The following is a 22,830-nucleotide window of genomic DNA, read 5'->3' on the forward strand; positions in this document are numbered from 1 at the left end:
GCTTCACCTGTCTCCTGTCAGGCGCCCAGATAGGCGGCCTGTACCCGTGTATCGTCGCGCAGCGCCTGGGCGCTGCCCGAATACGCCACCCGGCCTTCCTGCAGCACGTAGCCGTAGTCCGCGGCGCTCAAGGTCAGCCTGGCGTTCTGTTCGGCGATGAACAGCGTCAGTCCTTCCTGCTTGAGCCGCCGCAGCGACAGGAAGATGTCCTTCACGACCAGGGGCGCCAGGCCCATGGACGGTTCGTCCAGCATCAGCAGGCGCGGGCTGCTCATCAGGGCCCGGCCGATGGCGACCATCTGCTGTTCGCCGCCGGACAGCGTTCCCGCAGCCTGGCGGGCGCGCTCGGACAGCCGCGGGAACAGGTCCAGGACGAAGTCGAGGTTGCGGCGGAACTCGGATTGGCGGCGTTGCTTGAGCAGTTTATAGCCGCCCATTTCCAGGTTTTCACTGACCGACAGCGGTGCGAAAACGCGCCGGCCTTCGGGCACCAGCACGATGCCGCGGTCGACGATGCGGTCGGCGGGTAGCGCCTCTATCGCTTCGCCCTCAAAGCGCACGCTGCCGCGCAGGGGGCGCAGCAGGCCGCTCAGGCTGCGCATGACCGTGGTCTTGCCGGCGCCGTTGGCGCCTAGCAGGCAGCCTATCTGCCCGGCGGGAATCTCCAGGCTGGTTTCCCGCAGGACGTCGCCGGCCCCATAAGAGGCGCACAGATTGGTGATTTCAAGCATCGGGCATGTCCTCCCCGAGATAGGCCTTCAGGACCAGGGGATCGACGCGCACCGCGTCGGCCTGGCCTTCGGCGATCTTGCGGCCGTAGTTCAGGACCAGGATGTCGTCGCACAGCTGCATGACGAAGCTCATGTTGTGCTCGACCAGCAGCACGGTTACCCCGCTGGCGTTCACTTCGCGTATGACCTGGGCCACCTGCGCCACTTCGGCATGCGGCACGCCCGCGACGGGTTCGTCCAGCAGCAGCAAGGTGGGATCGGCGGCCAGGGCGCGGGCGATTTCCAGGATCTTGGCCTGGCCGAAGCTCAGGTCCGCAGCCAGCACATCAGCCTGGCGGGCCAGATGCAGCTGCTCCAGCCGTTGCATCGCGATGTCGCGCATCTGCCGCTCGTCGCGGCGCTGGCGGGGCGTGCGCAGCATGCAGGCCCACAGGCCGGAGCCGAAGCGCGCATGGCAGCCCACCATGACGTTCTCCAGCACCGTCAGGTCCTTGAAGATCTGCAGGTTCTGGAAGGTCCGGGCGATGCCCAGCCTGACGCGCTGGTGCGGCGGCAGGCCCCGCACCGAGCGGCCGCGAAAGCAAACGTCGCCGTTGCCGGGCTGCAGCAGCCCCGCGACGATGTTGAACAAGGTGCTCTTGCCCGCGCCATTGGGACCGATGAGCCCCTTGATCTGCCCTTGCTTCAGATCGAAGGACAGGTCGGCAAGCGCGGCCAGTCCGCCAAAATTGATGCCCAGGTCCCGCACCGACAGGAAATCGTGATCAGCCATGGCGCACCTTTCCCTTCGTTGCCGCCACCGGGGATGCGGGCAGGCTTGCGGAACGCCGGCACAGCCGCTGCGCCAGTCCCGCCAGCCCGCCCGGGAAGAACATCAGGACCAGGATCATGCCCAGCCCGAACAGCAGCAGCTCCACGTCGTGGAAGGCGCGCAGCAGTTCCGGCACCGCGGTGTAGACCAGCGCGCCGAACAGCGGCCCCCAGTACTTGCCCCATCCGCCGACCGCGACCATGACCAGCAGCAGCACCGATGCGGAGAAGCTGAAGGTTTCCGGCGATGCAAACTGGTTGAAATGGACATAGAACGTACCCGCCAGGGCCGCCACCGCGGCGCAAAGCACGAACACCGCCACCTTGAGCGCATAGGTGTTGATGCCCAGGCTGGCCGCGCCGACCTCGCTGCCGGCCACGCTGATCATGGCGCGGCCGATGCGCGAGCGGGTCAGGTTGAGGAAGCCCCACATCAGCAGGAGGCCCGCGGCCCAGGCCAGGTAGAAGAAGCGCCGGTCGGTATCGAAGGCATAGCCCGCGATGGTGATGGGCTCGACTCCCGACAGGCCGTTGGGGCCGCCGGTGTAGTCCACCAGTTCGACGAACAGCACCGACAGGATGGCGTTGAATCCCAGCGTTGCCATCGCCAGGTAGTGACCGCGCAGCCGCAGCACGGGCAGGGCGATCAACAGCGCCGCCGTGCTTGCGACCGCCAGCGCGGCCGGGATGGAGGCGAGTGCGGGGAGGCCGTACTTGGCCGACAAGGCGCCGCTGACATAGGCGCCCAGGCCGAAGAAGCCGGCCTGGCACATGGATATCTGCCCGCAGTAGCCCATCAGCAGGTTGAGACTGGCGATCAGCATCAGGTTGATGCTGAACGTCACCGCCAGGCCTACGGCATAGCTGTTCGGCGCCACCAGCGGAAACAGGAGGAACAGGCCCCACAGCGCCAGCAGGATGCGCAGGTCGTGGCGCGCGCCGTCCCCGGGCGGATGGATTTCGGATTTCATCGTCACCCCCTTCAGACCTTGTTGATTTCGGCTTTGCCCAGCAAGCCCTGGGGACGGTAGAACAGCACCAGCAACAGCACGATGAAGGACAGCGCGTCCTTGTATTGCGAGGAAATCAAGCCGCCTCCCAGCGCCTCGATCACGCCCAGCAGCACGCCGCCAAGCAAGGCGCCCTGCAAGCTGCCCAGCCCGCCCAGCATGGCCGCGCTGAAGCCCTTGAAGCCGAGCATGGTGCCGTGGTCATAGGAGGTGAAGGTCAGCGGCGCGATGATCACGCCCGCGATGCCGCCGGCCAGAGCCGCGAGCACGAAGGCCACCGTCACCGAGCGCCGCACGTTGATGCCGACCAACGCGGCGGCGTCTCGGTCGATGGCGGTCGCGCGCAGGGTCTTGCCCAGCAGGGTGCGCTCGAAGAAGAAATGCGTGCCCAGCATGAAGAGCAGCGCCACCCCCATCACCCAGAAGCTCTGCGGCGGAATCTGCGCGCCCGCCAGCGGCACCGGCGTGTCGCCCGAGAATGCGGGATAGCCCATCGGCGTTTTGCCCAGCCCCAGCATCACCAGGCTTTTGGTACAGATGGCCAGGCCGATGCTGAGCAGCGTCACCAGCAGGGGCGCGGGCTTTTTCAGCGGATGGATCACCAGGCGTTCGGACAGGCCGCCCGCCAAGGCCACCAGGGCCACCGCCGCCAGACAGGACAGCCAGAGCGGCAGTTCGGCGACCGCATAACAGGCGGCCGCCACCATGCCGCCCATCATGACCCATTCGCCCTGGGCGAAGTTGATGGCGTCGGTGCTCTTGAATATGACGTTGAATCCCACCGCCACGATGGCGTAGATGCTGCCGGTGGTGATGCCGGCGACCAGCAGTTGGATGATTTGCGCGGACATGTCCATGGCGAAGCCCCGGCGCCGCTCAGTTGGGACGGCGCGAGGTGAGCGCGATGCCGGGCAGTTCGACGCCGAACTCGGCCAGGCGCCGCGTCACCGTCTCCAGGTACGACCACAGGACCTCATACTCCCGGTCTGCGGACGCAGCGCCCAGGCCCGCTTCGGCCGTCAGCGCGTTGGCACGGCTTTCGGCGCCGTCGGGCTCTGCCAGCCAGGGGCAGTGGTAGCCGCGCAGTTCGACCTCGTTCAGATAGCCCGACACGGCCTGCGCCACGGCGGCGCGGTCGGCGTCGGACCAGGCCGCGGCGCGTTCGGCCACATAGAGCCAGCCGAAGGTGGCGTGACGCTCCTTGGCCTGCACGCACTGTTCCAGGATGCGGCGGGCAACGGGTTCCCGGGCGTTCTCCAGGTAGGCCCGGAACAGTTCCAGCTCCAGGCCGTCTTCCACCGCGGCGTGCGTGGTGAAGAAGGCGTCGGCATGGCAGGCGGCATCCAGTACCTGGCGGTGCCGGCATTGGTTGAAGATGGCTTCCTGCTGCGGGCTGGGCGGGCGGTTCAGGTAGCCGCCCAGCAAGGTGGCGTAGCGGTGGAAGCACTCGATCTGCCAGGCTTCCTCGGTGTTGCGCACGGTGAGAAAGTACTTGGGGTCGGACTCGCGGCCGCTCTCCAGGCACAGGCGCACCAGCAGCGCCGGCGTTTCGCTCAAGCCGGCGTATTCCACCCAGGCGCGGCGGCTCCAGGTCAGGCGCGCCGCATCGCGGACTTGCGCGTCGAGGGCGCCTGGATCCAGGCTGGCCCAGGGAATATCGGTCTCCGGCGCCCAGCGCTGCTGCTTGCCGGTTTCGTAAAGTTCGCGGATCGAGGTGATGGACTGCTTGAGCGTCAGCGGGAAGCGGCGCTCAACGGGAATTCTTGTCGTGGCTGCGTTCATGTCGGGTTTCCTCGCGTTCAGAATTCGCCGATCTTCGGGTGGTGCAGCAGGGGCAGATGCACGCCCCAAGGCTCCATCTGGCGGCGCACGCGCTGCACGGTTTCAACGAACAGGGGCTTCTCCAGTTCTTCGACCGTGGAACCCAGGCCGGCTTCCCAGGTGAGTCGGTCCACTTCCATTTCGGCGCGAGAAGCCGGATTGTCGGGCGCCAGCCATGCGCTGTGATAGCCGTTGAGCTCGACCTTTTCCATCATGTTGATCACGGCGTTTTCCACCACCTTGATTTCGGCGGCGGACATCTGCGGAATGCGGTGGTCGAGAAAGCGCCAGCCGAACGCGCAGTGCCGAACCTCGTCGCGCATGATGCGGGCGCAGATCTGCTTGGCGACGGGATCGCGGGTGATTTCCACCAGGTGGCGGAAGACGTCGAATGCGATTTCCTCGGCGGCGCAGACCAGCGCCGCGAGAATGGCCTCGACCGACACCTCGGGATCCAGCGCCATCTTGCGCACGCCATGGGTGGCGACGGAGCCCTGGTAGGCGGCCTGGGCCGGCTGCTCCATGTAGCCGCCCAGCGCTTCGGCCATGCGGTAGCAGGCTTCGGCGTGGCGGCTTTCCTCTTGTGAGCGGATGGTGAAGAACAGCCGCAGGTCGGGTTCGCACTTGTCGTGGCAGAAGCGGATCTGCAGGGCAGGGCTTTCCGAGATGGCGCCGTATTCGCTCCAGGCCCGGCGGCTCCAGTACTGGCGGGCCGCGTAGCGCTGCTCGGGCGTGTACTGCGAGGCGTCGAACAGATGCCAGTCGATGTCGGTGCGCGGGTCCCACTGCTTGACCGTTGCCAGGTGGTAGAGGTCGCGGATCTTGGGGATCCGGGTGTCCAGGTCCAGCGGAAAGATGCTTTCCGGATCGTCCAGGATCGTACGCGGCTCGGCGCTTGCTACGTTCATGACTGCACTCCCTGGTTTGCAGCGCCCGCGGCGCGCGTGAGTGGAGGTTGCGGAGATGGAACTGCTTTACTTGTAGTCGGCCAGCCGGAACTGCCCGTCGCGGTAGCCCAGCATGACGATGTCGTCCTTATCCAGGCCCGAGTGGCGCTGGGGCGAGAAATTGAAGACCCCGCCCACGCCCTGGTAGCCGGTGATGGCGGTCAGCTGTTCGCGGGTCTTTTCCTTGTCGCCGCCGCTCTTGTCCAGGGCGGCGCGTGCCAGCATGATGGCGTCGTAGGTCTGGGCCACGAACTGGTTGGGCTTGCGCTTGTAGCGGGCCTCGAAGCGCTTGCTGAGGTCCACGATGCGCGTCTTGATAGGGTCGGCGTCGGGCAGGTCCTGGCCCACCGGGAACTTGACGCTGACCAGCAGCAGGTCCTTGACCGAGTCGCCGGCCAGCTTCATGTAGCGCTGGTCGACGAAACCGTAGCTGTGTACCAGGGTGAGCTTGTCCAGGCCCAGCTGCTGCGCCTGCTTGATGAACACCACGCCAGCCGGGGTGACGGTCCAGCAGATGATGGCCAGCACCGACGCATTCTTGATGCGCGTGAGCTGAGGGGTCAGGTCGGTGTCGGCGGGGTTGAAGGATTCATACGTGATGTCGATGCCGCGCTTGGCGGCAAGCCGCTTCATCTGTTCGACGGCGCTCTGGCCGAAGCCGCTGTTGTCGGCCAGCAGGGCGGCGCGCTTGATGCCTTTCTTGTCGAAGTAGTCCAGCACCCGGTCGATCACCTGGTCGTCGTCCACGGTGCTCTTGAACACGTACTTGCGTTCGGCCACCGGCATCACGATCTGCATCGAACCTTCGGTGGAAATGAAGGGCGTGGCGGCCTTGTCCACCATCGGCACCATGGCCATGGCGATGCCGCTCATGTTGCCGCCGCCGACAATGATGTCCACCTTGTCCTGGGACAGCAGCCGCTTGGTGGCGTTGATGGCCTTGGCGGTCTGGCTTTCGGCGTCGTAGAACACCCATTCGACTTTCTTGCCGCCGATGCCGCCGGCGGCATTGATGTCGTCGATGGCCATTTCCATGCCGGCCTTCATGTCTTCGCCGAGGAAGGCGGCGGGACCGGTCACGGACAGGATGGATCCTATCCGCACCGTATCCTGCGCGCTGGCGGCGTGCATGCCCAGCATCAGCGCGGCGGCCGGCAGCGCGATGGCCGCGCGGCGCGAGAACTCCAGAAACGTCTTTAAGCAAGTCATGGTGCTACTCCTGTGCCTGATGCGGGATTTAAGGGGGTGCAGCAACTTCCACGAACAGCGAAAACGTAGTCGGCTAGGCCTCCGCCACGCCGGGTGGGTTGCGGAACTCGAGCGAGTCCGACACCTGGTCCGTCTTGCCTGCGCCGTTCTGCAGCGGTACGCGCACCGAGTACCGGACCTGGTCCGCGCGGTAATGCGACAGGCCGGACATGACCGGCCGGTCCTGCTTGTCGAAATACACCAGGTGCCGCGTCAGGACGGGGTCGCCGGGCAGGAGGCTGAGGTAATCGGCATGTTCGGCCTGCACCGCGCCGCCCTCGATCTTGAGGTTGCCGTAGGCCAGCTCGACCTGGCGGCCGATCAGCTCCAGCAGGGAGCCCGCCTCGGCCTGGCGGGCGTCGATGTGCGGGATGCGGTCGGTGCGCACATAGCGGTAGTCGATCGAGATCGGCACCTGCTGGACCGTGCGCAGGCGCAGGATGCTCCAGACCGGGGTGCCGGGCGCCATGTCCAGTTCGCGCGCCACGGCGGCCGAGGCCGGTTCCTGGGCGCAGTGCAGCACCCGCAGGCTGAGGGGACGGCCGTGTGCGGACCACTGGTCGATGAAGTCCATGGCCGGGCTGAACTGCTCGTCGATCTTGGGGGCGCAGACGAAGGTGCCGGAACCGCGGACCCGCCGCAGATAGCCTTCGTCCACCAGTTCCTGGATGGCCTGGCGCACCGTCATGCGGCTGACGTTGAATTGTTCGCTCAGCTCGTGGTCGGTGTGGAAGCGGTCGCTTTCCTGCTGCCAGTTCAGGATCATCATCAGCACGCGCCGCTTGATCTGCACATAGAGCGGCAGAGGGGAGTCGCGGTCCAGCGCCACGGGGCTGCTGGAGACGGGGGACTCGCTGCGGACGTTCGTAAGAGTGGACATGACAGCTGGTTTCCGGAATATGTATATAGGATTTGTATATTTGTCTAGTTAACTAGACTTTATGATATATTGATTTCGAAAGTCAAGTACGGATTAGCGATATGAATATTTCTACGCTCGACCTTGCGCTGGCGCTCCCGCCCCACAGCCTGGATGCCGTTCTGTCCTTTGATCAGCCCGCCTCGCTGGACCGGGCGGACGTGCTCATATGGAATCCCGCCGGCCTGTACCCCGCGCTGGAGGCGGCCTGCGAACGCGCCGATCCGCCGGTGCTGGGGGTGGGCGCGTCGGAATGGCTGCTGGCCACCAGCCGCCATTGGCGCGAACAATTCAAGCGCCTGCTGGCCGCGGGCGGCACCCTGGTGGCGTTGGTGCCCGCGCCGCGCACGGTGGGAGTGCATACCTTGCAGGACATTCTTCCTTACGACTGGTCCGATCCGCTCTGGCCGCGGCGGGTGCGCAGCCAGCCGATCGACGGCGCTGCGCTGCCGCGCCAGGCGGGCGAGCCTTTCCGCACGCTCTTCACCGAAGCCGCGCGCTGTTTTCAGCCCTGCGCGACTCTCGCCGAGGCGCCGGGCGCGGGCATACTCGAGGACGGCCAGGGCATGACGCTGGCAAGCTACGCCAGTGAGCCGCCGGGCCGCCTGCTGCTGCTTCCGGCGCTGGCGCCGGATCTGGCGCAGGACGAAGCGGGCGCGGCGCTGTTTCTGCAGGAGCTGCGCCGCTGCATCGAACGCCTGGGCCAGCGCAGCGGCGTGCGTCTGGCGGGGTGGCTGGATCTGCAGCGCGGCCCGGCAGACGAGCAATTGCACGCCCGTCGCGCGCAATGCCTGCGCGAGCGCCATGCGCTCGACCTGGAATTGCAGGAACTGGACCGCGCCATGGCCGAGCGCGACTTTTTCAAGCAGCTGCTAGCTGGCGAAGGCCTGGGAGCGGGGCTGGCGGCCGCGGAAGTCTTCCGCCGCAAGAGCGCGCCAGTGCATGCGGACTGGGTCGAGAAAGACCTGCACATCGTTGAACTCGATCAACGCAACCTGCTGCTCAAAGTGCGGCTGGCGGATGAACCTCTGGATGCCGCGGCGCTACGCCGGCTGGAAGAGGCCCGCGTGCGGGTGGCGGATTACTTTTCCAGGCCGACTTCCATCCTCGTCGCGGACTGCGCCGACAATGCCTTGCCGCCGTCCGCGCGCGCGCCGCGCCGGCATGCCGTGCTGGAAGGCCTGGACGATGCCTATGTGCTGAACGGGCTGCACCTGTATGGCTGGCATCTGGAGACTCCCGGCGACAGCCCTGACCGCCTGCTGCAGCGTTTGATGCAGGCGGATGCGGACCTGAGCGATTCCCTGCTGCGCGCGACGCTGCGCGGCCTGACCCCGCCAGCCGACGCCTGAAGGGCGTGGTGAGCGTTTCGCTACTGTGAGACTCCGATGCCCGCCGACACCCCCGACCTGCAAGTCCTGGATATCGAACGCAACAGCGCCAACCATCTGGCGCTTTCGCCGCTGACCTTCATCGAGCGCGCGGCGAAGGTCTATCCGGAACGCACTGCCATCGTCCATGGCGCACTGCGCCAGAGCTGGCGCGAAACCTATGCACGCTGCCGCCGGCTGGCCAGCGGGCTGGCGCGCCTGGGGGTGCGGCCCGGCGATACGGTGGCCGTGATGGCGCCCAATATCCCGGCGCTGTACGAGGCCCATTTCGGGGTCGCCATGGCGGGCGCGGTGCTCAATGCCCTGAACACCCGGCTGGACGCCGAAACACTGTCCTTCATCCTGGATCATGGCGCCGCGGTGGTGCTGCTGACGGACCGGGAGTACGCGCCCGTCATGGCGCAGGCCTTGGCCAAGACCCGCAGGCGCATCCGCGTGGTGGACATCGACGATCCCGAATACGGCGGGCCGGGCGAACTGCTCGGGGAAATGAACTACGAAGCCCTGCTGGAGACGGGCGACGCGGCGGCCGGGTTCCCCTGGCCGGCGGACGAATGGCAGTCGCTGTGCCTGAACTACACCTCCGGCACCACCGGCAGCCCCAAGGGCGTGCTGTACCACCATCGCGGCGCCTATCTGAATGCGATGGGCAACGCCCTGGCCTGCGATATGCGCCAGCATGCGGTGTATCTCTGGACCTTGCCGATGTTCCACTGCAATGGCTGGAGCTTTCCCTGGACCATCGCGCTGCTGGCGGGAACCAATGTCTGCCTGCGGCGGGTCGAGGCCGGCGCCATTTTCGACGCCATCCAGGCGAATGGGGTCGATTATTTCTGCGCCGCGCCGGTGGTGCTGGGCATGCTCATCAACAGCCCGCCCGAAATCAAGCGGCGCGCGATCCGGCCGGTGCAGGCGCTCACCGGCGGCTCTCCGCCTCCGGCCGCCGTCATCGCGGCGATGGACGAACTGGGCATAGACGTCACGCATCTGTACGGCCTGACGGAGAGCTACGGTCCGTCGATCAGCTGTGCCTGGCACGAGGCCTGGAGCGATCTGCCGCTGGATGAGCAGGCTGCGCTGAAGGCCCGCATCGGCGTGCGCAAGCACACGATGGAACAGGTCCGCGTGCTGGATCCCGCCACGCTGGCGCCCGTGCCGCCGGACGGCGTCACCGTGGGCGAAATCATGATGCGCGGCAACACGCTCATGAAGGGCTATCTGAAGAACCCGCAGGCCACGGCGGAAGCCTTCGCCGGAGGCTGGTTCCATACCGGCGATCTGGCCGTGGTGCATCCCGACGGCTATCTGCAGGTCAAGGACCGCGCCAAGGACATCGTGATATCAGGCGGAGAGAACATCTCGACCGTCGAGGTCGAGGATGCGTTGTACGGGCATCCCGCCGTATTGGAAGCCGCCGTGGTGGCGCGGCCGGACGCCAAGTGGGGCGAGACGCCTTGCGCCTTCGTCACGCTGAAGGATGGCAGCGCCGCGACGGCGGAAGAACTGACCAGCTTCTGCCGGGGCCGCCTGGCCGGTTTCAAGGTGCCGCGCACTTTCGTGTTCGGCCCGTTGCCCAAAACCGCCACGGGCAAGATCCAGAAGTATCTGCTGCGCGAACAGGCGCGGCAGCTGTGAATTCGCCGCCGCCGGCGCGGCCCTAAGCGCGCGGCAGCAGGTCCAGCGCCTGCGCGTCGAAGCGCCGCAGATTGGGGAACACCAGCCCCAGATCCTCGCGGCTGGCGCCGAACCAGCCGCCCAGGGACGCGCCCAGCTGATCCACGGCCAGGGTCGGCAAGAGGCGGCCGTTGTCGACGAAGCCGGGGCCGTCCAGGGCGATTTCCGGATGGCTGCCGTAGTAGCGGCCGCCCTTGACCGCGCCGCCCAGTACAAAGTGATGCGAGCCCCAGCCGTGGTCGGAGCCGTTGCCGTTGGAGCCCAGGGTGCGGCCGAATTCGGATGCCGTGAACGTGGTCACCTGGTCCGCCACGCCTATCGCGGACAGCGCCTGCTGGAACGCGGCCAGCGCCTGGCCCAGTTCCTTGAGCAGCGCGGGGTGGGTGTCGTTCAGTCCGGCGTGGTTGTCATAGCCGTTCTGCGAGACGAAGAAAACCTGGCGGCGTGCGCCCAGCGCCTGGCGCGCCGCGATGATGCGGGCGACGATTTTCAGCTGCTGCGCCAGGGGGGACGAGAACTCGCCCGGCACGGCCACGTCCGCGAGGGCTGCACGCAGGCGCCCGTCGGCGTCGATGGACTGCGCGGCGATGCGCGACATCTCGCGTTCCATCAGGTGCTCGCGCGGCTGCGTGATGAGCTGGCGCAGCAAGGCCGTGCAGGCGCTGGAGCCATACATGTCGCGGCCCAGCAGGTCTATCTGCGTGGAGCCGTTGATGCCCACGCGGTATCCGGCGATCTTGCGTCCGGCCAGCAGCACGCTGCTGCCGCCCGCGGTGATGCCCGTGAAGGTGCGCTGCGCGTTGGCGTCCGCGAACAGGTCCGTCAGCCTCCCGGCCCAGCCCGACGCCGCGCCTTCCGGCGCCAGCGCCTGCCAGTACGACTGCTGGTCGTTGTGGGAAAACAGCTTGGGCGGCAGTGGCACGCGCGCGCCTATGTATTCCTGCTTGGAGGTGGGCGCAACCAGCGGACCGATGTTCAGCAGCACTGCCATGTCGCCGCTTTCATACAAGGGCTTGAGCGGAGCCAGCGATGGGGCCAGCGCAAACTGGGCGCCGCCGGAGGCGGGTTCCTTGCCGCGCAGCGCCGTGGCCTGCAGGGCGTTGCGCGGCAGGGCGATGTCGGTGCGCGCCTGGGCATAGGCCTTGTAGGCGGCCGTGTCGTAGGGAACCAGCGAGTTGTAGGGGTCGTTGCCGCCGTACAGGAACACGCAGACCAGCGCCTTGTACGAGGAGGCTGGCGCTGATTGCGCCGCAGCCGCGCCCAGGGCCGCCAGGTTCAGCGCCAGTGGCGCGGCGGCGCCCGTGGCGCCCAACGCGCAGGCGCGCAGCAGGAATTCGCGGCGGCTGGTTTGCGCGGCGTGGCGGGAATTCTTCATTTCTGCACCAGGTATTCGGGGCTGGCGGCCACCAGCATGATGGCGGCGCGCACGCGGTCGCGCGGCCGGCCCGCCGGTATCGTGGCCACGGCGCGCGCGATGCTGCCGGCGGTCTCGGCGGAATAGGCATCGCCCGCCAGCAGCAGCGCCACCCGCGCCACCAGCGCGGACGGATCCTGCGCCAGCGCGATCTCGGCGGCGTAGGGCGTCTGCAGATCCTCCCACCCCCGGTCCACATAGATGGCCAGGAAGTTCAGGTAGCCGGCAATGCTGGTCTCATCGGTGATCTGCAGTTCCGGCGCCACCAGGTTCCTGCGCGCCAGCTCGGTCACCGGCGGCACGTAGCGCGGACGGAAGAAATTGAAGACGCTGGCGGATCGCATCGGGCTCTGGGCCAGCCGGATCGTGTTGTCAGTGGTGTCCGGCATGGCCCAGGCGCCGTTGTTGGAGGTCGCCCCGAAAGCCCGCGCCCAGGCCGCGAAGCGCACGATGGGTTCGCGCACCTTGCCCCAGCCGGGCGCGGCCAGGTCGGGGTTGCGCGCCTCCGGGTCCAGCAGGACGGCGCGCACCACGGCCTTCAGGTTGCCGCGCTTGCCGCTGCCGTCGTCGTTGAAGGCGGCCGACACGCGCGCGACATAGGCGCGGCTGGGATTGCTGGTGACCAGCCGCTGGATCAGCTGCGTGCCGATGAAGGGGCCCACGTTGGGATGGGCGCAGATCACTTCCATGGCGCGCTTGAGCGACAAATGACCGTCGGTGCCTGCCGGCACCACCGCGCCCAGAAAGCGCTTCTCGGCCAGCGAGTGCAGCGCATTGTTCAAGGCCATGGGGCGGCGGTGGAATTCGACGTCGGTTTCGGGGCCGTTGATGTCCCAGCCGGTGAAGACCTTGGCCAGCCCCTGCACGTCCGCGTTGGTATACGTTTCCACGGGCGCGCCGTTGACCATTCTTTTGGCGCCGTCCGGTTCCAGCTCCAACAGTCCGATGCTGAACAATTGCATGACTTCGCGGGCATAGTTCTCGTCGGGATGGCGGCCGGTCTTGGGATCTTCCTTGCGGTTGCCGCGATAGGTCAGCATGCAGCCCATGGACAGGTTGCGCGTGACAGCCGTCAGCAGTTGCTGGTAGTTGCCCAGGGCATGCTCGGCCAGCAGGTCCATGAAACCCGCGGCGCCGAACAATGGCCAGGACGCGGTGATGGACGATACGCCCACCACGAAGATCTCCGACAGGGAAAACGCGACCCGCGTGCGGACCTGATCCGGGGCCGAGATGAACTTGCGCCACAGCGTGGATTCCAGGGGCGCGTTGATGCCGTTGCCCTTGAACTCCTCGGTGTTCTTGCGCTGCTGCAGCAGCCAGTCGAAATGGGTCTGCGACGGCGGCATGGCCAGCTGCGCGTCCAGCCAGGCCGCGTAGCCGTCGCGCACCACGGCGTCAATCTCGGCGGGCGTGGGGCCGAACGTGGCCTGCGCCAGGAAACGCGAGGCCTGGCCCGGGGTCGGTTTTGCGTGGGAAGTATCGGCGGACTGCGGCGCAGCCGCTGACGGCGTAGCGGACATGCGCGGCACCTCGTCGAATGCGAAAACCTACGGTACTGAAGCCCCGGGCAGGCTTCAATACCGTCATTCGGACGAGAGACTAGTCCTAAAGCATGAGCTTCAGACCGAACGCGTGATGCCGCCGTCGATGCGGATGTTCTGGCCGGTGATGTAGGAAGAAGCGTCGGATGCGAGGAACGCGATCAGGTCGGCGACTTCTTCGGCGGTGCCGTAGCGGCCCATCGGAATGCGCGTGCGGCGGTCTTCCTTTTCAGGCAGGCTGTCGATGAAGCCCGGCAGCACGTTGTTCATCCGTACGTTGTGTTCGGCGTACTCGTCGGCGAACACCTTGGTGAAGGCGGCCAGCCCGGCGCGGAACACGCCCGAGGTCGGGAACAGCGCTTCGGGTTCGAAGGTGGCGTAGGTCGAGATATTGACGATGGCGCCGGACTTCTGCTGCTTCATCACCGGCGCGACCAGGCGCGCGATGCGCACCACGTTCAGCAGGTAGAACTCCATGCCCAGGTGCCAGTCCTCGTCGCTGATCTCCAGCAGCGGGCCCTTGGGGCCGTGGCCGGCGCTGTTGACCACGGCATCTATCCTGCCCCATTTTTGCTGCGTGGCGTCCACCAGCCTCGCCAGGTCTTCGGGCGAGCGGTTGGATCCCGTGACGCCCAGGCCGCCCAGTTCCTGCGCCAGCGCCTCGCCCTTGCCGGAGGAGGACAGGATGGCTACGCGCCAGCCGTCAGCCGCCAGTTTGCGCGCCGCCGCCGCGCCCATGCCGCTGCCGCCGGCGGTGACGATTGCCACTTTTTCCGTGCTCATGCTCACTCCTGGTCTTGAATTATTTGGGAGCGGCCATTGTAGAAGCGGGAGCGACCCGCCACACCACATTGCCGACGTCGTCGGCCGTCAGCAGGCCGCCCTGGCGGTCTATCGCCACCCCTGCCGGCCGTCCCTGGGCTTCGCCGCTTTCGTTCAGAAAGCCCGTCAGCACGTCGCGCGCCGGCCCGTCGGGCTTGCCGTCGCGAAACGGCACGAAGATGACCTTGTAGCCGCTGCGCGGATCGCGGTTCCACGAACCATGCTGGCCCACGAACATGCCGTCCGTGTAGGGCGCGGGCAGGCGCGACCCGCCCGACCAGGCCAGCCCCAGCGAGGCGGTGTGCGGGCCCAGCGCGTAGTCGGGCACGATGGCGCGCGCTACCAGGTCCGGACGCGGCGGCTGGACCCGGCTGTCGACGTGCTGGCCGAAGTAGCTGTAGGGCCAGCCGTAAAAACCGCCATCCCGCACCGAGGTCATGTAGTCGGGCACCAGGTCGCTGCCCAGTTCGTCGCGCTCGTTGACGGCCGTCCACAGCGTTTTGCCGTCGGGCGCCCAGGCCATGCCCACGGGGTTGCGCAGGCCGGTCGCGTACAGGCGTTTGTTGCCGCTGGCCACGTCGATTTCCCAGATGGCGGCGCGGCCCTCTTCGATGTCCATGCCGTTTTCGCCGACATTGCTGTTGGAGCCGACAGAGGCGTACAGCTTGCTGCCGTCGGGGCTGGCCAGCAGGTTCTTGGTCCAGTGGTGGTTCAGGCCCGCAGGCAGGTCGGTGACCTTCACGCCGGGGGCGGTGATCCGCTCCTGGCCGGTTTCGTAGGGAAAGCGCAGCACGGCGTCGGCGTTGGCGACGTATAACTGATTGCCGATCAAGGCCATGCCGAAGGGCGAGTTCAGGCCGTCGAGCAATACGCTGCGCGTTTCGGCGATGCCGTCGTGGTCGGCATCGCGCAGCAGGGTGATGCGGTTTGCGCTGGGGGTCCTGGCGCCGGCGCGTTTCATCACCAGGCCGGCGACCCAGGCCTTGAAGCCGCCGGAAGCCGACTCGGGCTTGGGCGGCGCGTTGGTCTCGGCTACCAGCACGTCGCCGTTGGGCAGCACGTACAGCCAGCGCGGATGATCCAGGCCGCTGGCGTACGCCGTTACCGACAGCCCGTTGGCTGCGACGGGCTGTGCGCCCGCGGGCCAGCCCACGGCCTTGGCCGTCTTCACGGTGGGTATGGTGGTGGGATTGGGGGCGGGCAGTTGAGGCGACGGGCCCATGCCGGCTTCGACCGGCAAGGTGGCCATTTCGCCGCAGGCGTTGAGAGTGGCGGCGGCCATCACGGCGGCCAGCAGAATGCGGGGGGTGGGCATGACGCATGCTCCGGGGGCGGTGAGGTCCATCATACGCTTGGACCTCCGTAGCCCCGGCGCGCTCAACGCATCTGGAACGCCTCCTGATGCCAGCGCACGGGCTTGGCGCCCAGCTTGCGCAGGCCGCGCCTGAGGGCGTCGGCCAGGCCGGCAGGGCCGCAGAACCAGACGTCGGCGACGCGGCCCGCGGCCACCTCGCCCTGCGCCAGTGCTCCAGCCGTCAGCGTATCGCCATCGTGCGCGCTATGGATGGCGAGCGTCACGCCGTCCAGCGCGGCGCAGCGTTCCTTGAGCAGCGGCACGAAAGGATCTGCCGAGGCATCGCGCACGCAATAGTGCAGCCACACGCGCGGCGTTGGCGCTTGTCCTTCCTGCAGGGCTTCCAGCCATGCGAGGAAAGGGGTGACGCCTATGCCGCCCGCCACCCAGACCTGCGATGTTGCGGCAGCGTCCGGCTCCAGTTGAAAGCGCCCATAGGGGCCTTCGACGGCGACCGGTTGGCCGATGCGCAGCGTGCGCGCCAGGCCGCGGGTGTAGTCGCCCAGCGCCTTGATCTGGAACGTGACGCGAGGTTCGCCCGCCACGGGGGCGCTGGCGATGGTGTAGGGATGGGCGCCTTCCTTGCGGTCGAACGTGACGAAGGCGAACTGTCCCGCCTGATGCTCCCGCCAATTGGCGTCGAGTTCGCAGCTGACCTCCAGGATATCGCCTGGCTGGTGCGCCAGCGACACGATCCTGCCTTGCGCGCGGCGGCCGCTGCCCACGCGTCCCAGCAGCGCCACCAGGGCGGCATAAGAACCGGCGGCCAGCAGCGGAATCAGCAGCAGGCCGACCGGACCGCTCCAGTAGCGCGCGGGAGCCAGCGCTGCCGTGTGGAACACCAGCGCCAGGAACAGCACAGGCATCGCGCGGTGCAGGAGACGCCAGCCCCGGTAGGGAAAGCGCCGCCACAAGGTGATTGCGAGCATCGCCAGCAGCAGGTAGATCGACCACTCGCCCAGGTCCTTGGCCAGGCCGCGCGAGCTTTCGAACAGCGTCAGCACGACGTCGCGGGCGGGGCGGTTGCCCGCGTCCGCCAGGCTCTTCAAGGGGCCGCTGGCCAGCTTCAGCAACCAATGCGCGGCGCCGGCTGATACTGCGAGGATTCCGGCCCATTTGTGCAACCGGTATATCTTGTCCATGCCGCCCAGCGGGCGTTCCAGCCACGCGGGCCGCAGCGCCAGCAGCATGATCAATGCCATCAGTCCGATGGACCAGACGCCGGTGAGGTAGAGGCCTTGCTGGCGCGCCACCCAGTACCAGGCGCCGGTGGCCGGCGGCTGCAGGATGAACGCGTCCAGGCCCCAGGCCAGGGTCAGGACTAGCAAAAAGCCGCCTATGGCGGCGCCGGTTCCTATCGGTTTCATGATGGTGTCCATGTCGGGACGCTCGGCCCGCCGGATGCGGGCGGAGCGGGGTAGGCGCGTAGGCGCCGGCGCTTCAGTCCTTGATGCGGCTGCGCAGGACGGCGCCGCTCTGGGCGTCGACCCGCAGCTTCACGCGCTGGCCTTGCGCGTTGTCGGCCTTGACGTCGTAGCGGCCGTGCTCGAGCTCGATCTCGGTGATGTTGCGATAGCCCGCGGCGGTCAGCGTGTCGTAGATCTGGCGCACGGTCAGCGTCGCGTTGGCGGGGGCCGTGGCGGCGGGCTGGGCCGGCGCCGGGGCGGTCGTCTGGGCGTGCACGGCGGCGGCGCCGGTCAGGGTTGCGGCGCCAAGCGCCAGGGCGGCCAGGGTGTTGCGGATTGCGGTCATGGAATGGCTCCTAGGTTGTTGCGGGTTGCCGGAATGGCGACCATGACCGCATTATTCGGGTGTGCGGATGAACCAATTCTGAAGCTGCCGTTCACGTGCCGTTCATTTTTCCGGCGCTATAACTGGGCGGACAATCGCCTCTTATGGCGGACCCCGAATGCGAAAGAAACCATGACCCGAGGAACCCGTACCCGAATCTGGCTGTCCTGCGGCGCGCTGATGCTGGCGCTGGCCGCGGGCCCCAACGCGGGCCTGGCCGATGAAAGCGACCACGAACAAGCGCGCCAGGCCTTGCAGGCCGGCAAGGTACTGCCCCTGCGTTCGGTGCTGGACATCGTCGAACGCGACTATCCTGGGCAGGTGGTCAAGGTCGAGTTCGAAGAGGACGACGGCGAGTTCATCTACGAGATCCGGCTGCTGCAGAGCGGCGGCCGGCTGGTCAAGCTGAAGATCGACGCGCGCGACGGCAAGGTGCTGGGCGTGAAGGGGCGCGACATCCAATTCCGGGACAAGCACTGATGCGCATACTCGTGGTTGAAGACGAGCCGACCCTGGCCACGCAGTTGGCCGATGCCTTGCGCCAAGCGGGCTATACCGTCGACACCGCCGCGGACGGCGGAACGGCCCAGTACATGGGCGCGGTCGAGACCTACGACGTGGTGGTGCTGGACCTGGGCCTGCCGGTCATGGACGGCCTCACCGTGCTCAAGCAGTGGCGCGCGGGCGGCCAGGGCATGCCGGTGCTGATCCTCACGGCGCGCGACAACTGGCACGAGAAGGTCGCCGGCATCGATGCCGGCGCCGACGATTACCTGACCAAGCCCTTCCACATGGAAGAGCTGCTGGCGCGGGTGCGGGCGCTCTTGCGCCGCTCCAGCAACCACGCCAGCGCGCAATGGCGCTGCGGTCCGCTGATGCTGGACACGCGGCAGGCCAAGGTCACGGTGGACGGCCAGGCGCTGTCCCTGACCAGCCATGAATTCAAGGTGCTGGCCGTGCTGATGCAACGCGCGGGCGAAGTGATTTCGCGCAGCGAGCTGACCGAGCACGTCTACGCCCAGGACAATGACCGTGACTCCAACACCATCGATGTGTTCATCGCGCGGCTGCGCAAGAAACTGCCGCCCGATACCATCGAAACCGTGCGCGGCCTGGGTTACCGCCTGGCCTGCGCCGCATGATGCCGAAGCGCGCGCGCGCGCCCGGCTCGCTGCGCTGGCGCCTGCTGGCCGGCACGCTGGCCTGGATCCTGGTCACGGTGGTGCTGGCCGGCTGGGGCTTGGGCAGCCTGTTCCGCCAGCACATCACCGAGCAGCTGCGCGCCGAGCTGACCCTGCACCTGAACCAGCTGACGGCCGCGGTGAACACGGCTCCGGACGGTCGCCTGGTGGTCTCGCCGCCCCTGAGCGATCCACGCCTGGAGCAACCGCTATCAGGCCTGTATTGGCAAATCGACCGGCTCGACGAACAGGGCCGTCCGGCGGCCGTGGGCGCGGCGCGCTCGCGTTCGCTCTGGGATCAGGTGCTGGAGTTGCCCGCCGCGGACAGCGCCGACGGGGTGTATGAAATCGCGGGGCCGGAAAAGCACAGGCTGACCGCCTTGACGCGCACGCTGGAACCGGCCGAGACCGAGGCAGCGCCGTTGCGCCTGATCGTGGCGGCCGACAGCCAGGTGCTGGCGGAGCCGATCGAGCGCTTCAATCACATGCTGTTGATTTCGCTGGGCGCGCTGGCGGCAGGCTTGACGCTGGCGGCCGTGGTCCAGGTCCTGGTCGGGTTGCGGCCGCTGGCCAGGCTCAGGCGGCAGCTCGCCGGGCAGCACGGGGGCGCCAGCGTGCGCATCGAAGGCCGCTTTCCCAGCGAAATCCAGCCGCTCGTCGACGACTTCAATCGCGTCCTGGACGTCAATGCCGACATGGTGCAGCGCGCGCGCACGCAGGCCGGCAATCTGGCGCATGCGGTGAAGACGCCGCTGACGATTCTGGGCAATGCCGCGGCGCGCGAGGAAGGGCCGCTGGCGGCGCTGGTACAGGAGCAGGTCGGCATGGCGCGCCGCCAGATCGACTATCACCTGGCGCGCGCCCGCGCCGCCGCCGCGTCTGGCGCGGCCGACAGCCGCACACCGCTGCGCAAACCCATCGAGGGGCTGCTGCGCGTCATGCAGCGCTTGTATGCGCAGCGCGGACTGCTGCTGGAAATGCCGGAATTTGCCGAGGGCCTGGTATTCCGCGGTGAAGAACAGGATCTGCAGGAGATGGTTGGCAACCTGCTGGACAACGCCTGCAAATGGGCCGAGCGCCAGGTGCAGGTCAGCGCAAGCGCCGCCGGCCAGGGCCAGTTGCTCATCCAGATCGACGATGACGGCCCGGGCATAGCCGACGAGGAACGCGAGCGCATCTTCCTGCGCGGCGTGCGCATGGACGAGCAGCGTCCCGGATCGGGCCTGGGCCTGGACATCGTGCGCGACCTGGCCAGCACCTATGGCGGCCAGGCGCAAGCCGAGCGTTCGCCGCTGGGCGGCTTGAGGGTGTCGTTGTGGCTGCCGGCCGCCTGAGGCCGGCGCCCGGGGGTCACTTGACCAGCGTCACCGGCGCTTCGGCCAGTTGCAGCACCTGATTGGCGACCGAGCCGATCAGGATGTTCGTCAGCGAGCCGTTGCCGCGCGTGCCCATGACGATGCGGGCGCAGCCGTGGTCCTGGGCGTAGCCGGCGATTTCCGTGGCCGCGTGGCCAAACGCCACGTGGCTGGTGTAGTCGGCGCCGGTCACGTCCAGCAGTTTGCGCGCCTCGTCCGCGGCCTCCTGGCCTTCGCGCAGGTAGAACTCGTCGATCATGTCCTGCGTGATCAGGCGTGACAGGCCCGCGCGGCCTTGCACGGGCGTCTGGACGTTGAGCAGATGGATGCGGGCGGCGCCGGCGCCTTGGGCGAGCTGGCGGGCGTACAGGACGGCGCGGTTGGCGTTGTCGGAGCCGTCGACAGGGACCAGGATGTTCAGCATGGATGCTCCTTGACGGTTACTTGACCAGGGTGACGGGCAACTCCGTCAGATGCAGGACGCGGGTCGCGACCGAACCCAGGAACCAGGACGACACCGAGCCCAACCCGCGCGAGCCCATGTAGATTTCGTCCGCGCCGGATTCGCCGGCTACGCGCACGATGGTCTCGGCGGCGGCGCCTATTTCGATGTGGGTCTGGAAGGGCACGCCGGCCTGGGTCAGCAGTTCGCTGGCTGCCTGCAGCGCGTTGCGGCCTTCTTCCTCGTGATAGGCGTCGATCTCGGCTTGCGACAGGCCGCGGCCGATCTTGCCGGCTTTCAGCGGGATCTGGACCGTGAGGAGCTCCACGCGTTCGATGGGGTCGTAGCTGCGGGCGTCGAGCAGGGCTTGGACCGCATGGACGGCGGGCTGCGAGCCGTCCACGGGGATCAGGATGCGTTTCATGAGCGTCTCCTTGTGCGCGCCGCGGGCGGCGTTGTAGTCCACTGTATCCGAATTATTCGCCGAATCGGACAGGCGCGTCATGCGCAGGATCAAACCGGGCGCAATCAGCGCGCGCCGCCGGGCGGCGGACTCGGCGCGGGATCAGCGCCAGCGCGGCTCCAGGACGTGCGCGGCCGGGGCCTGCCCGAGCAGCCGTGCGGCGAGAGTGCTCAATGCCTCGGCCGAGCCGCTGGTCTCCAGGCGCAATCCGCCCGGACCGTCGGCGCGCAACAGGCCGCGTTCCTGCAACTGGTGGCGCAGCCGGCGCGCCACGGGCGCGCCCGTCTCCAGCAGCGGCACGTCGGCGCCAGCGGCCGCCTGGATCGCGTCGCGCAGGAAGGGAAAGTGGGTGCAGCCCAGCACCAGCACGTCGGCGCCGGCCTCGCGTAGCTCAGCCACGGGAGCGCGCACCGCGGCTTCGGCCTCGGGGCCGCTGAGCACGCCATGCTCCACCAGCCGTACCCACTCGGGGCAGGGCCTGAACAGGATGCGGACTTCGGGCGCCTCGCGCCGGACCAGCGCGGCGAATTTGGGGCTGGCCAGAGTGCCGGTGGTGGCGAATACGCCGACCACGCCGCTCGTGGTCAGGTGCGCGGCGGGCTTGATGGCCGGCTCCACGCCGATGATGATCAGTTGCGGATGGCGCAGGCGCAGCTGGGCGATGGCGGCCGCGGTGGCGGTATTGCAGGCCACCACCATGGCCTTGGCCTGGCGCGACACGAAGTAATCGGCAATCGTGCTGGCGCGCTGCTCGACGTAGTCCTGCGTTTTTTCGCCATAGGGCACGTGGGCGGAGTCGGCCACGTACAGCAGGGATTCGTGGGGCAGGGCGTCGCGGATGGCGCGCAGCACGCTCAGCCCGCCGACGCCGGAGTCGTAGATGCCTATGGGTGAATCTGGGAACATGGCTGCAATGCGGAGTGCGGGGTGCCGGGCAGTGTAGCGCTGCGCGCTCAGGCCGGCGATTCCTCGCGCTGCCGCCGCGCCTCGCCGATCAGCTTGCGGGCCGCGCCGGAGAGCGCTTCGTCGCGCCAGATCAGGTTCAGCGGCGCGCGCAGTTCCGCGGGCTGGGCCAGGTTGACGTAGACCACGCCTTCGATGTTCACGCGGCGCAGCGACGCCGGCACCAGCGACACGCCCAGGCCGGCTGCCACCAGGCTCAGGGTGGACAGCATGCGCGGCGCTTCCTGGGCCACGCGCGGGCTGAAACCGGCGGCGCCGCAGGCCGCAATGATGGCGTCGTACAGGCCTGGCCCGCTGTGGCGGCGGTAGAGGATCAGCGATTCGTCGGCCAGTTCCGACAGCGCGATGCGCTTGCGCGGCCGGCCCTTGACGGTTGGGTGGTCGGCGGGAAACGCGGCCAGCATGGGCTCTTCCAGCACGGTTTCCACCACCACGCCCGGGCCCAGGCCATAGGGACCGCGGATGAATGCCACGTCCACGCGGCCCGCGCCCACGGCCTCCATGAGTTCGCCGGTGCTGCTTTCCTCCAGCACCAGCCGCACATTGGGCGCCGTTTCGCGGAAGCGGCGGATGACGGACGGCACGAAGGGATGGAACGCCGCGGACCCGGTGAAGCCCACGGTCAGGCGCCCGGCTTCGCCCTGCGACACGCGCCGCACGCCTTCCACGGCCTGGTCCACCAGGGCCACGATATTGCGCGCGTCGTCCAGCAGCGCGCGGCCGCTTTCGGTCAGCTCCATGCCGCGCGGCAGGCGGTGGAACAGCGTCACGCCCAGTTCCTGCTCCAGCACGCGGATCTGCTGGCTGAGCGGCGGCTGGCGTATGCCCAGCCGCGCCGCGGCCTTGGTCAGATGGGATTCCTCGGCCACGGCCAGGAAGTAGCGCAACAGCCTCAAGTCTACAGATGCCATATTCAACCGATATGAATATATAGATAGTCATATATTAGA

At 67.7% G+C, this 22,830-nt stretch carries 23 protein-coding genes; 5 read left to right on the forward strand and 18 right to left on the reverse strand.

Going from position 1 to position 22,830, the window contains the following annotated elements:
* Window positions 1–17: 17 nt before the first annotated feature.
* The 8 genes from DXK93_RS02055 to DXK93_RS02090 form a co-directional block, all read right to left on the reverse strand.
* Window positions 18–731, reverse strand: coding sequence for an ABC transporter ATP-binding protein (locus DXK93_RS02055; protein ID WP_054451608.1), 714 nt, complete (start codon window positions 729–731; stop codon window positions 18–20).
* Window positions 724–1,503 (reverse strand): ABC transporter ATP-binding protein, encoded by a 780-nt coding sequence (locus DXK93_RS02060; protein ID WP_054451607.1) that lies wholly within the window; start codon window positions 1,501–1,503, stop codon window positions 724–726. The genes DXK93_RS02055 and DXK93_RS02060 overlap by 8 nt, the downstream gene beginning before the upstream one ends.
* Window positions 1,496–2,512 (reverse strand): branched-chain amino acid ABC transporter permease, encoded by a 1,017-nt coding sequence (locus DXK93_RS02065; protein WP_119449232.1) that lies wholly within the window; start codon window positions 2,510–2,512, stop codon window positions 1,496–1,498. Before DXK93_RS02065 ends, DXK93_RS02060 begins: the two co-directional genes overlap by 8 nt.
* 11 nt (window positions 2,513–2,523) lie before the next feature.
* The gene (locus DXK93_RS02070) at window positions 2,524–3,402 is read right to left on the reverse strand and encodes a branched-chain amino acid ABC transporter permease (protein WP_225588902.1); all 879 of its coding nucleotides are present in this window, start codon (window positions 3,400–3,402) and stop codon (window positions 2,524–2,526) included.
* A 25-nt stretch (window positions 3,403–3,427) separates the two neighbouring features.
* Window positions 3,428–4,333 carry a hypothetical protein gene (locus DXK93_RS02075; protein ID WP_054451604.1) on the reverse strand — a complete coding sequence of 302 codons (906 nt, stop codon included), beginning with the start codon at window positions 4,331–4,333 and terminating at the stop codon, window positions 3,428–3,430.
* Between the two features lie 17 nt (window positions 4,334–4,350).
* Complete coding sequence (locus DXK93_RS02080) at window positions 4,351–5,280, reverse strand: ferritin-like domain-containing protein (protein ID WP_119449233.1); 930 nt, start codon at window positions 5,278–5,280, stop codon at window positions 4,351–4,353.
* Window positions 5,281–5,346: 66 nt separating this feature from the next.
* Window positions 5,347–6,528 (reverse strand): ABC transporter substrate-binding protein, encoded by a 1,182-nt coding sequence (locus DXK93_RS02085; RefSeq protein ID WP_119449234.1) that lies wholly within the window; start codon window positions 6,526–6,528, stop codon window positions 5,347–5,349.
* Between the two features lie 73 nt (window positions 6,529–6,601).
* Window positions 6,602–7,447, reverse strand: coding sequence for a GntR family transcriptional regulator (locus DXK93_RS02090; RefSeq protein ID WP_119449235.1), 846 nt, complete (start codon window positions 7,445–7,447; stop codon window positions 6,602–6,604).
* Between the two features lie 101 nt (window positions 7,448–7,548).
* On the opposite strand from DXK93_RS02090, the gene DXK93_RS02095 reads away from it, so the two are divergent.
* Entirely contained in the window at window positions 7,549–8,838 is a 1,290-nt protein-coding gene (locus tag DXK93_RS02095) for a hypothetical protein (RefSeq protein WP_119449236.1), read from the forward strand.
* A 36-nt stretch (window positions 8,839–8,874) separates the two neighbouring features.
* Entirely contained in the window at window positions 8,875–10,512 is a 1,638-nt protein-coding gene (locus DXK93_RS02100) for an acyl-CoA synthetase (protein ID WP_119449237.1), read from the forward strand.
* Window positions 10,513–10,534: 22 nt separating this feature from the next.
* Here the strand turns inward: DXK93_RS02100 and DXK93_RS02105 are convergent, their stop codons facing one another.
* From DXK93_RS02105 to DXK93_RS02130, 6 genes are all read right to left on the reverse strand, one after another.
* On the reverse strand, window positions 10,535–11,926 hold the full coding sequence (locus DXK93_RS02105; protein WP_054451598.1) for a DUF1501 domain-containing protein: 1,392 nt from the start codon (window positions 11,924–11,926) through the stop codon (window positions 10,535–10,537).
* The gene (locus DXK93_RS02110) at window positions 11,923–13,488 is read right to left on the reverse strand and encodes a DUF1800 family protein (RefSeq protein WP_119449238.1); all 1,566 of its coding nucleotides are present in this window, start codon (window positions 13,486–13,488) and stop codon (window positions 11,923–11,925) included. The genes DXK93_RS02105 and DXK93_RS02110 overlap by 4 nt, the downstream gene beginning before the upstream one ends.
* 99 nt (window positions 13,489–13,587) lie before the next feature.
* Window positions 13,588–14,292, reverse strand: a complete 705-nt coding sequence (locus tag DXK93_RS02115; protein WP_119449239.1) for an SDR family oxidoreductase — start codon at window positions 14,290–14,292, stop codon at window positions 13,588–13,590.
* 19 nt (window positions 14,293–14,311) lie between these two features.
* Window positions 14,312–15,646 (reverse strand): sorbosone dehydrogenase family protein, encoded by a 1,335-nt coding sequence (locus DXK93_RS02120; protein WP_119449240.1) that lies wholly within the window; start codon window positions 15,644–15,646, stop codon window positions 14,312–14,314.
* 62 nt (window positions 15,647–15,708) lie between these two features.
* Complete coding sequence (locus DXK93_RS02125) at window positions 15,709–17,052, reverse strand: ferric reductase-like transmembrane domain-containing protein (RefSeq protein ID WP_233564491.1); 1,344 nt, start codon at window positions 17,050–17,052, stop codon at window positions 15,709–15,711.
* Between the two features lie 73 nt (window positions 17,053–17,125).
* Window positions 17,126–17,437: a PepSY domain-containing protein gene (locus DXK93_RS02130; RefSeq protein WP_119449242.1), complete on the reverse strand. Its 312-nt coding sequence runs from the start codon at window positions 17,435–17,437 to the stop codon at window positions 17,126–17,128.
* A 219-nt stretch (window positions 17,438–17,656) separates the two neighbouring features.
* Here DXK93_RS02130 and DXK93_RS02135 point away from each other — a divergent pair, with 219 nt between their 5' ends.
* The 3 genes from DXK93_RS02135 to DXK93_RS02145 are packed head-to-tail and all read left to right on the forward strand — an operon-like array spanning window position 17,657 to window position 19,991.
* Window positions 17,657–17,956: a PepSY domain-containing protein gene (locus tag DXK93_RS02135; RefSeq protein WP_223283490.1), complete on the forward strand. Its 300-nt coding sequence runs from the start codon at window positions 17,657–17,659 to the stop codon at window positions 17,954–17,956.
* Complete coding sequence (locus DXK93_RS02140) at window positions 17,956–18,618, forward strand: response regulator transcription factor (protein WP_054451592.1); 663 nt, start codon at window positions 17,956–17,958, stop codon at window positions 18,616–18,618. The genes DXK93_RS02135 and DXK93_RS02140 overlap by 1 nt, the downstream gene beginning before the upstream one ends.
* Window positions 18,615–19,991 carry a sensor histidine kinase gene (locus tag DXK93_RS02145; protein ID WP_119449243.1) on the forward strand — a complete coding sequence of 459 codons (1,377 nt, stop codon included), beginning with the start codon at window positions 18,615–18,617 and terminating at the stop codon, window positions 19,989–19,991. Before DXK93_RS02140 ends, DXK93_RS02145 begins: the two co-directional genes overlap by 4 nt.
* 16 nt (window positions 19,992–20,007) lie before the next feature.
* Here DXK93_RS02145 and DXK93_RS02150 read toward each other — a convergent pair whose 3' ends face one another.
* From DXK93_RS02150 to DXK93_RS02165, 4 genes are all read right to left on the reverse strand, one after another.
* A complete protein-coding gene (locus DXK93_RS02150; protein ID WP_119449244.1) occupies window positions 20,008–20,436 on the reverse strand; it encodes a universal stress protein in 429 nt (142 codons plus the stop codon).
* Between the two features lie 16 nt (window positions 20,437–20,452).
* Entirely contained in the window at window positions 20,453–20,878 is a 426-nt protein-coding gene (locus tag DXK93_RS02155; RefSeq protein ID WP_054452244.1) for a universal stress protein, read from the reverse strand.
* Between the two features lie 141 nt (window positions 20,879–21,019).
* Window positions 21,020–21,823, reverse strand: coding sequence for a glutamate racemase (gene murI / locus DXK93_RS02160; RefSeq protein WP_119449245.1), 804 nt, complete (start codon window positions 21,821–21,823; stop codon window positions 21,020–21,022).
* A gap of 47 nt (window positions 21,824–21,870) precedes the next feature.
* Window positions 21,871–22,791, reverse strand: a complete 921-nt coding sequence (locus DXK93_RS02165; protein WP_119449246.1) for a LysR substrate-binding domain-containing protein — start codon at window positions 22,789–22,791, stop codon at window positions 21,871–21,873.
* Window positions 22,792–22,830: the final 39 nt, after the last annotated feature.

The sequence above is a fragment of the Achromobacter sp. K91 genome, assembly GCF_003576205.1.
Taxonomy (GTDB): domain Bacteria; phylum Pseudomonadota; class Gammaproteobacteria; order Burkholderiales; family Burkholderiaceae_B; genus Achromobacter; species Achromobacter aegrifaciens.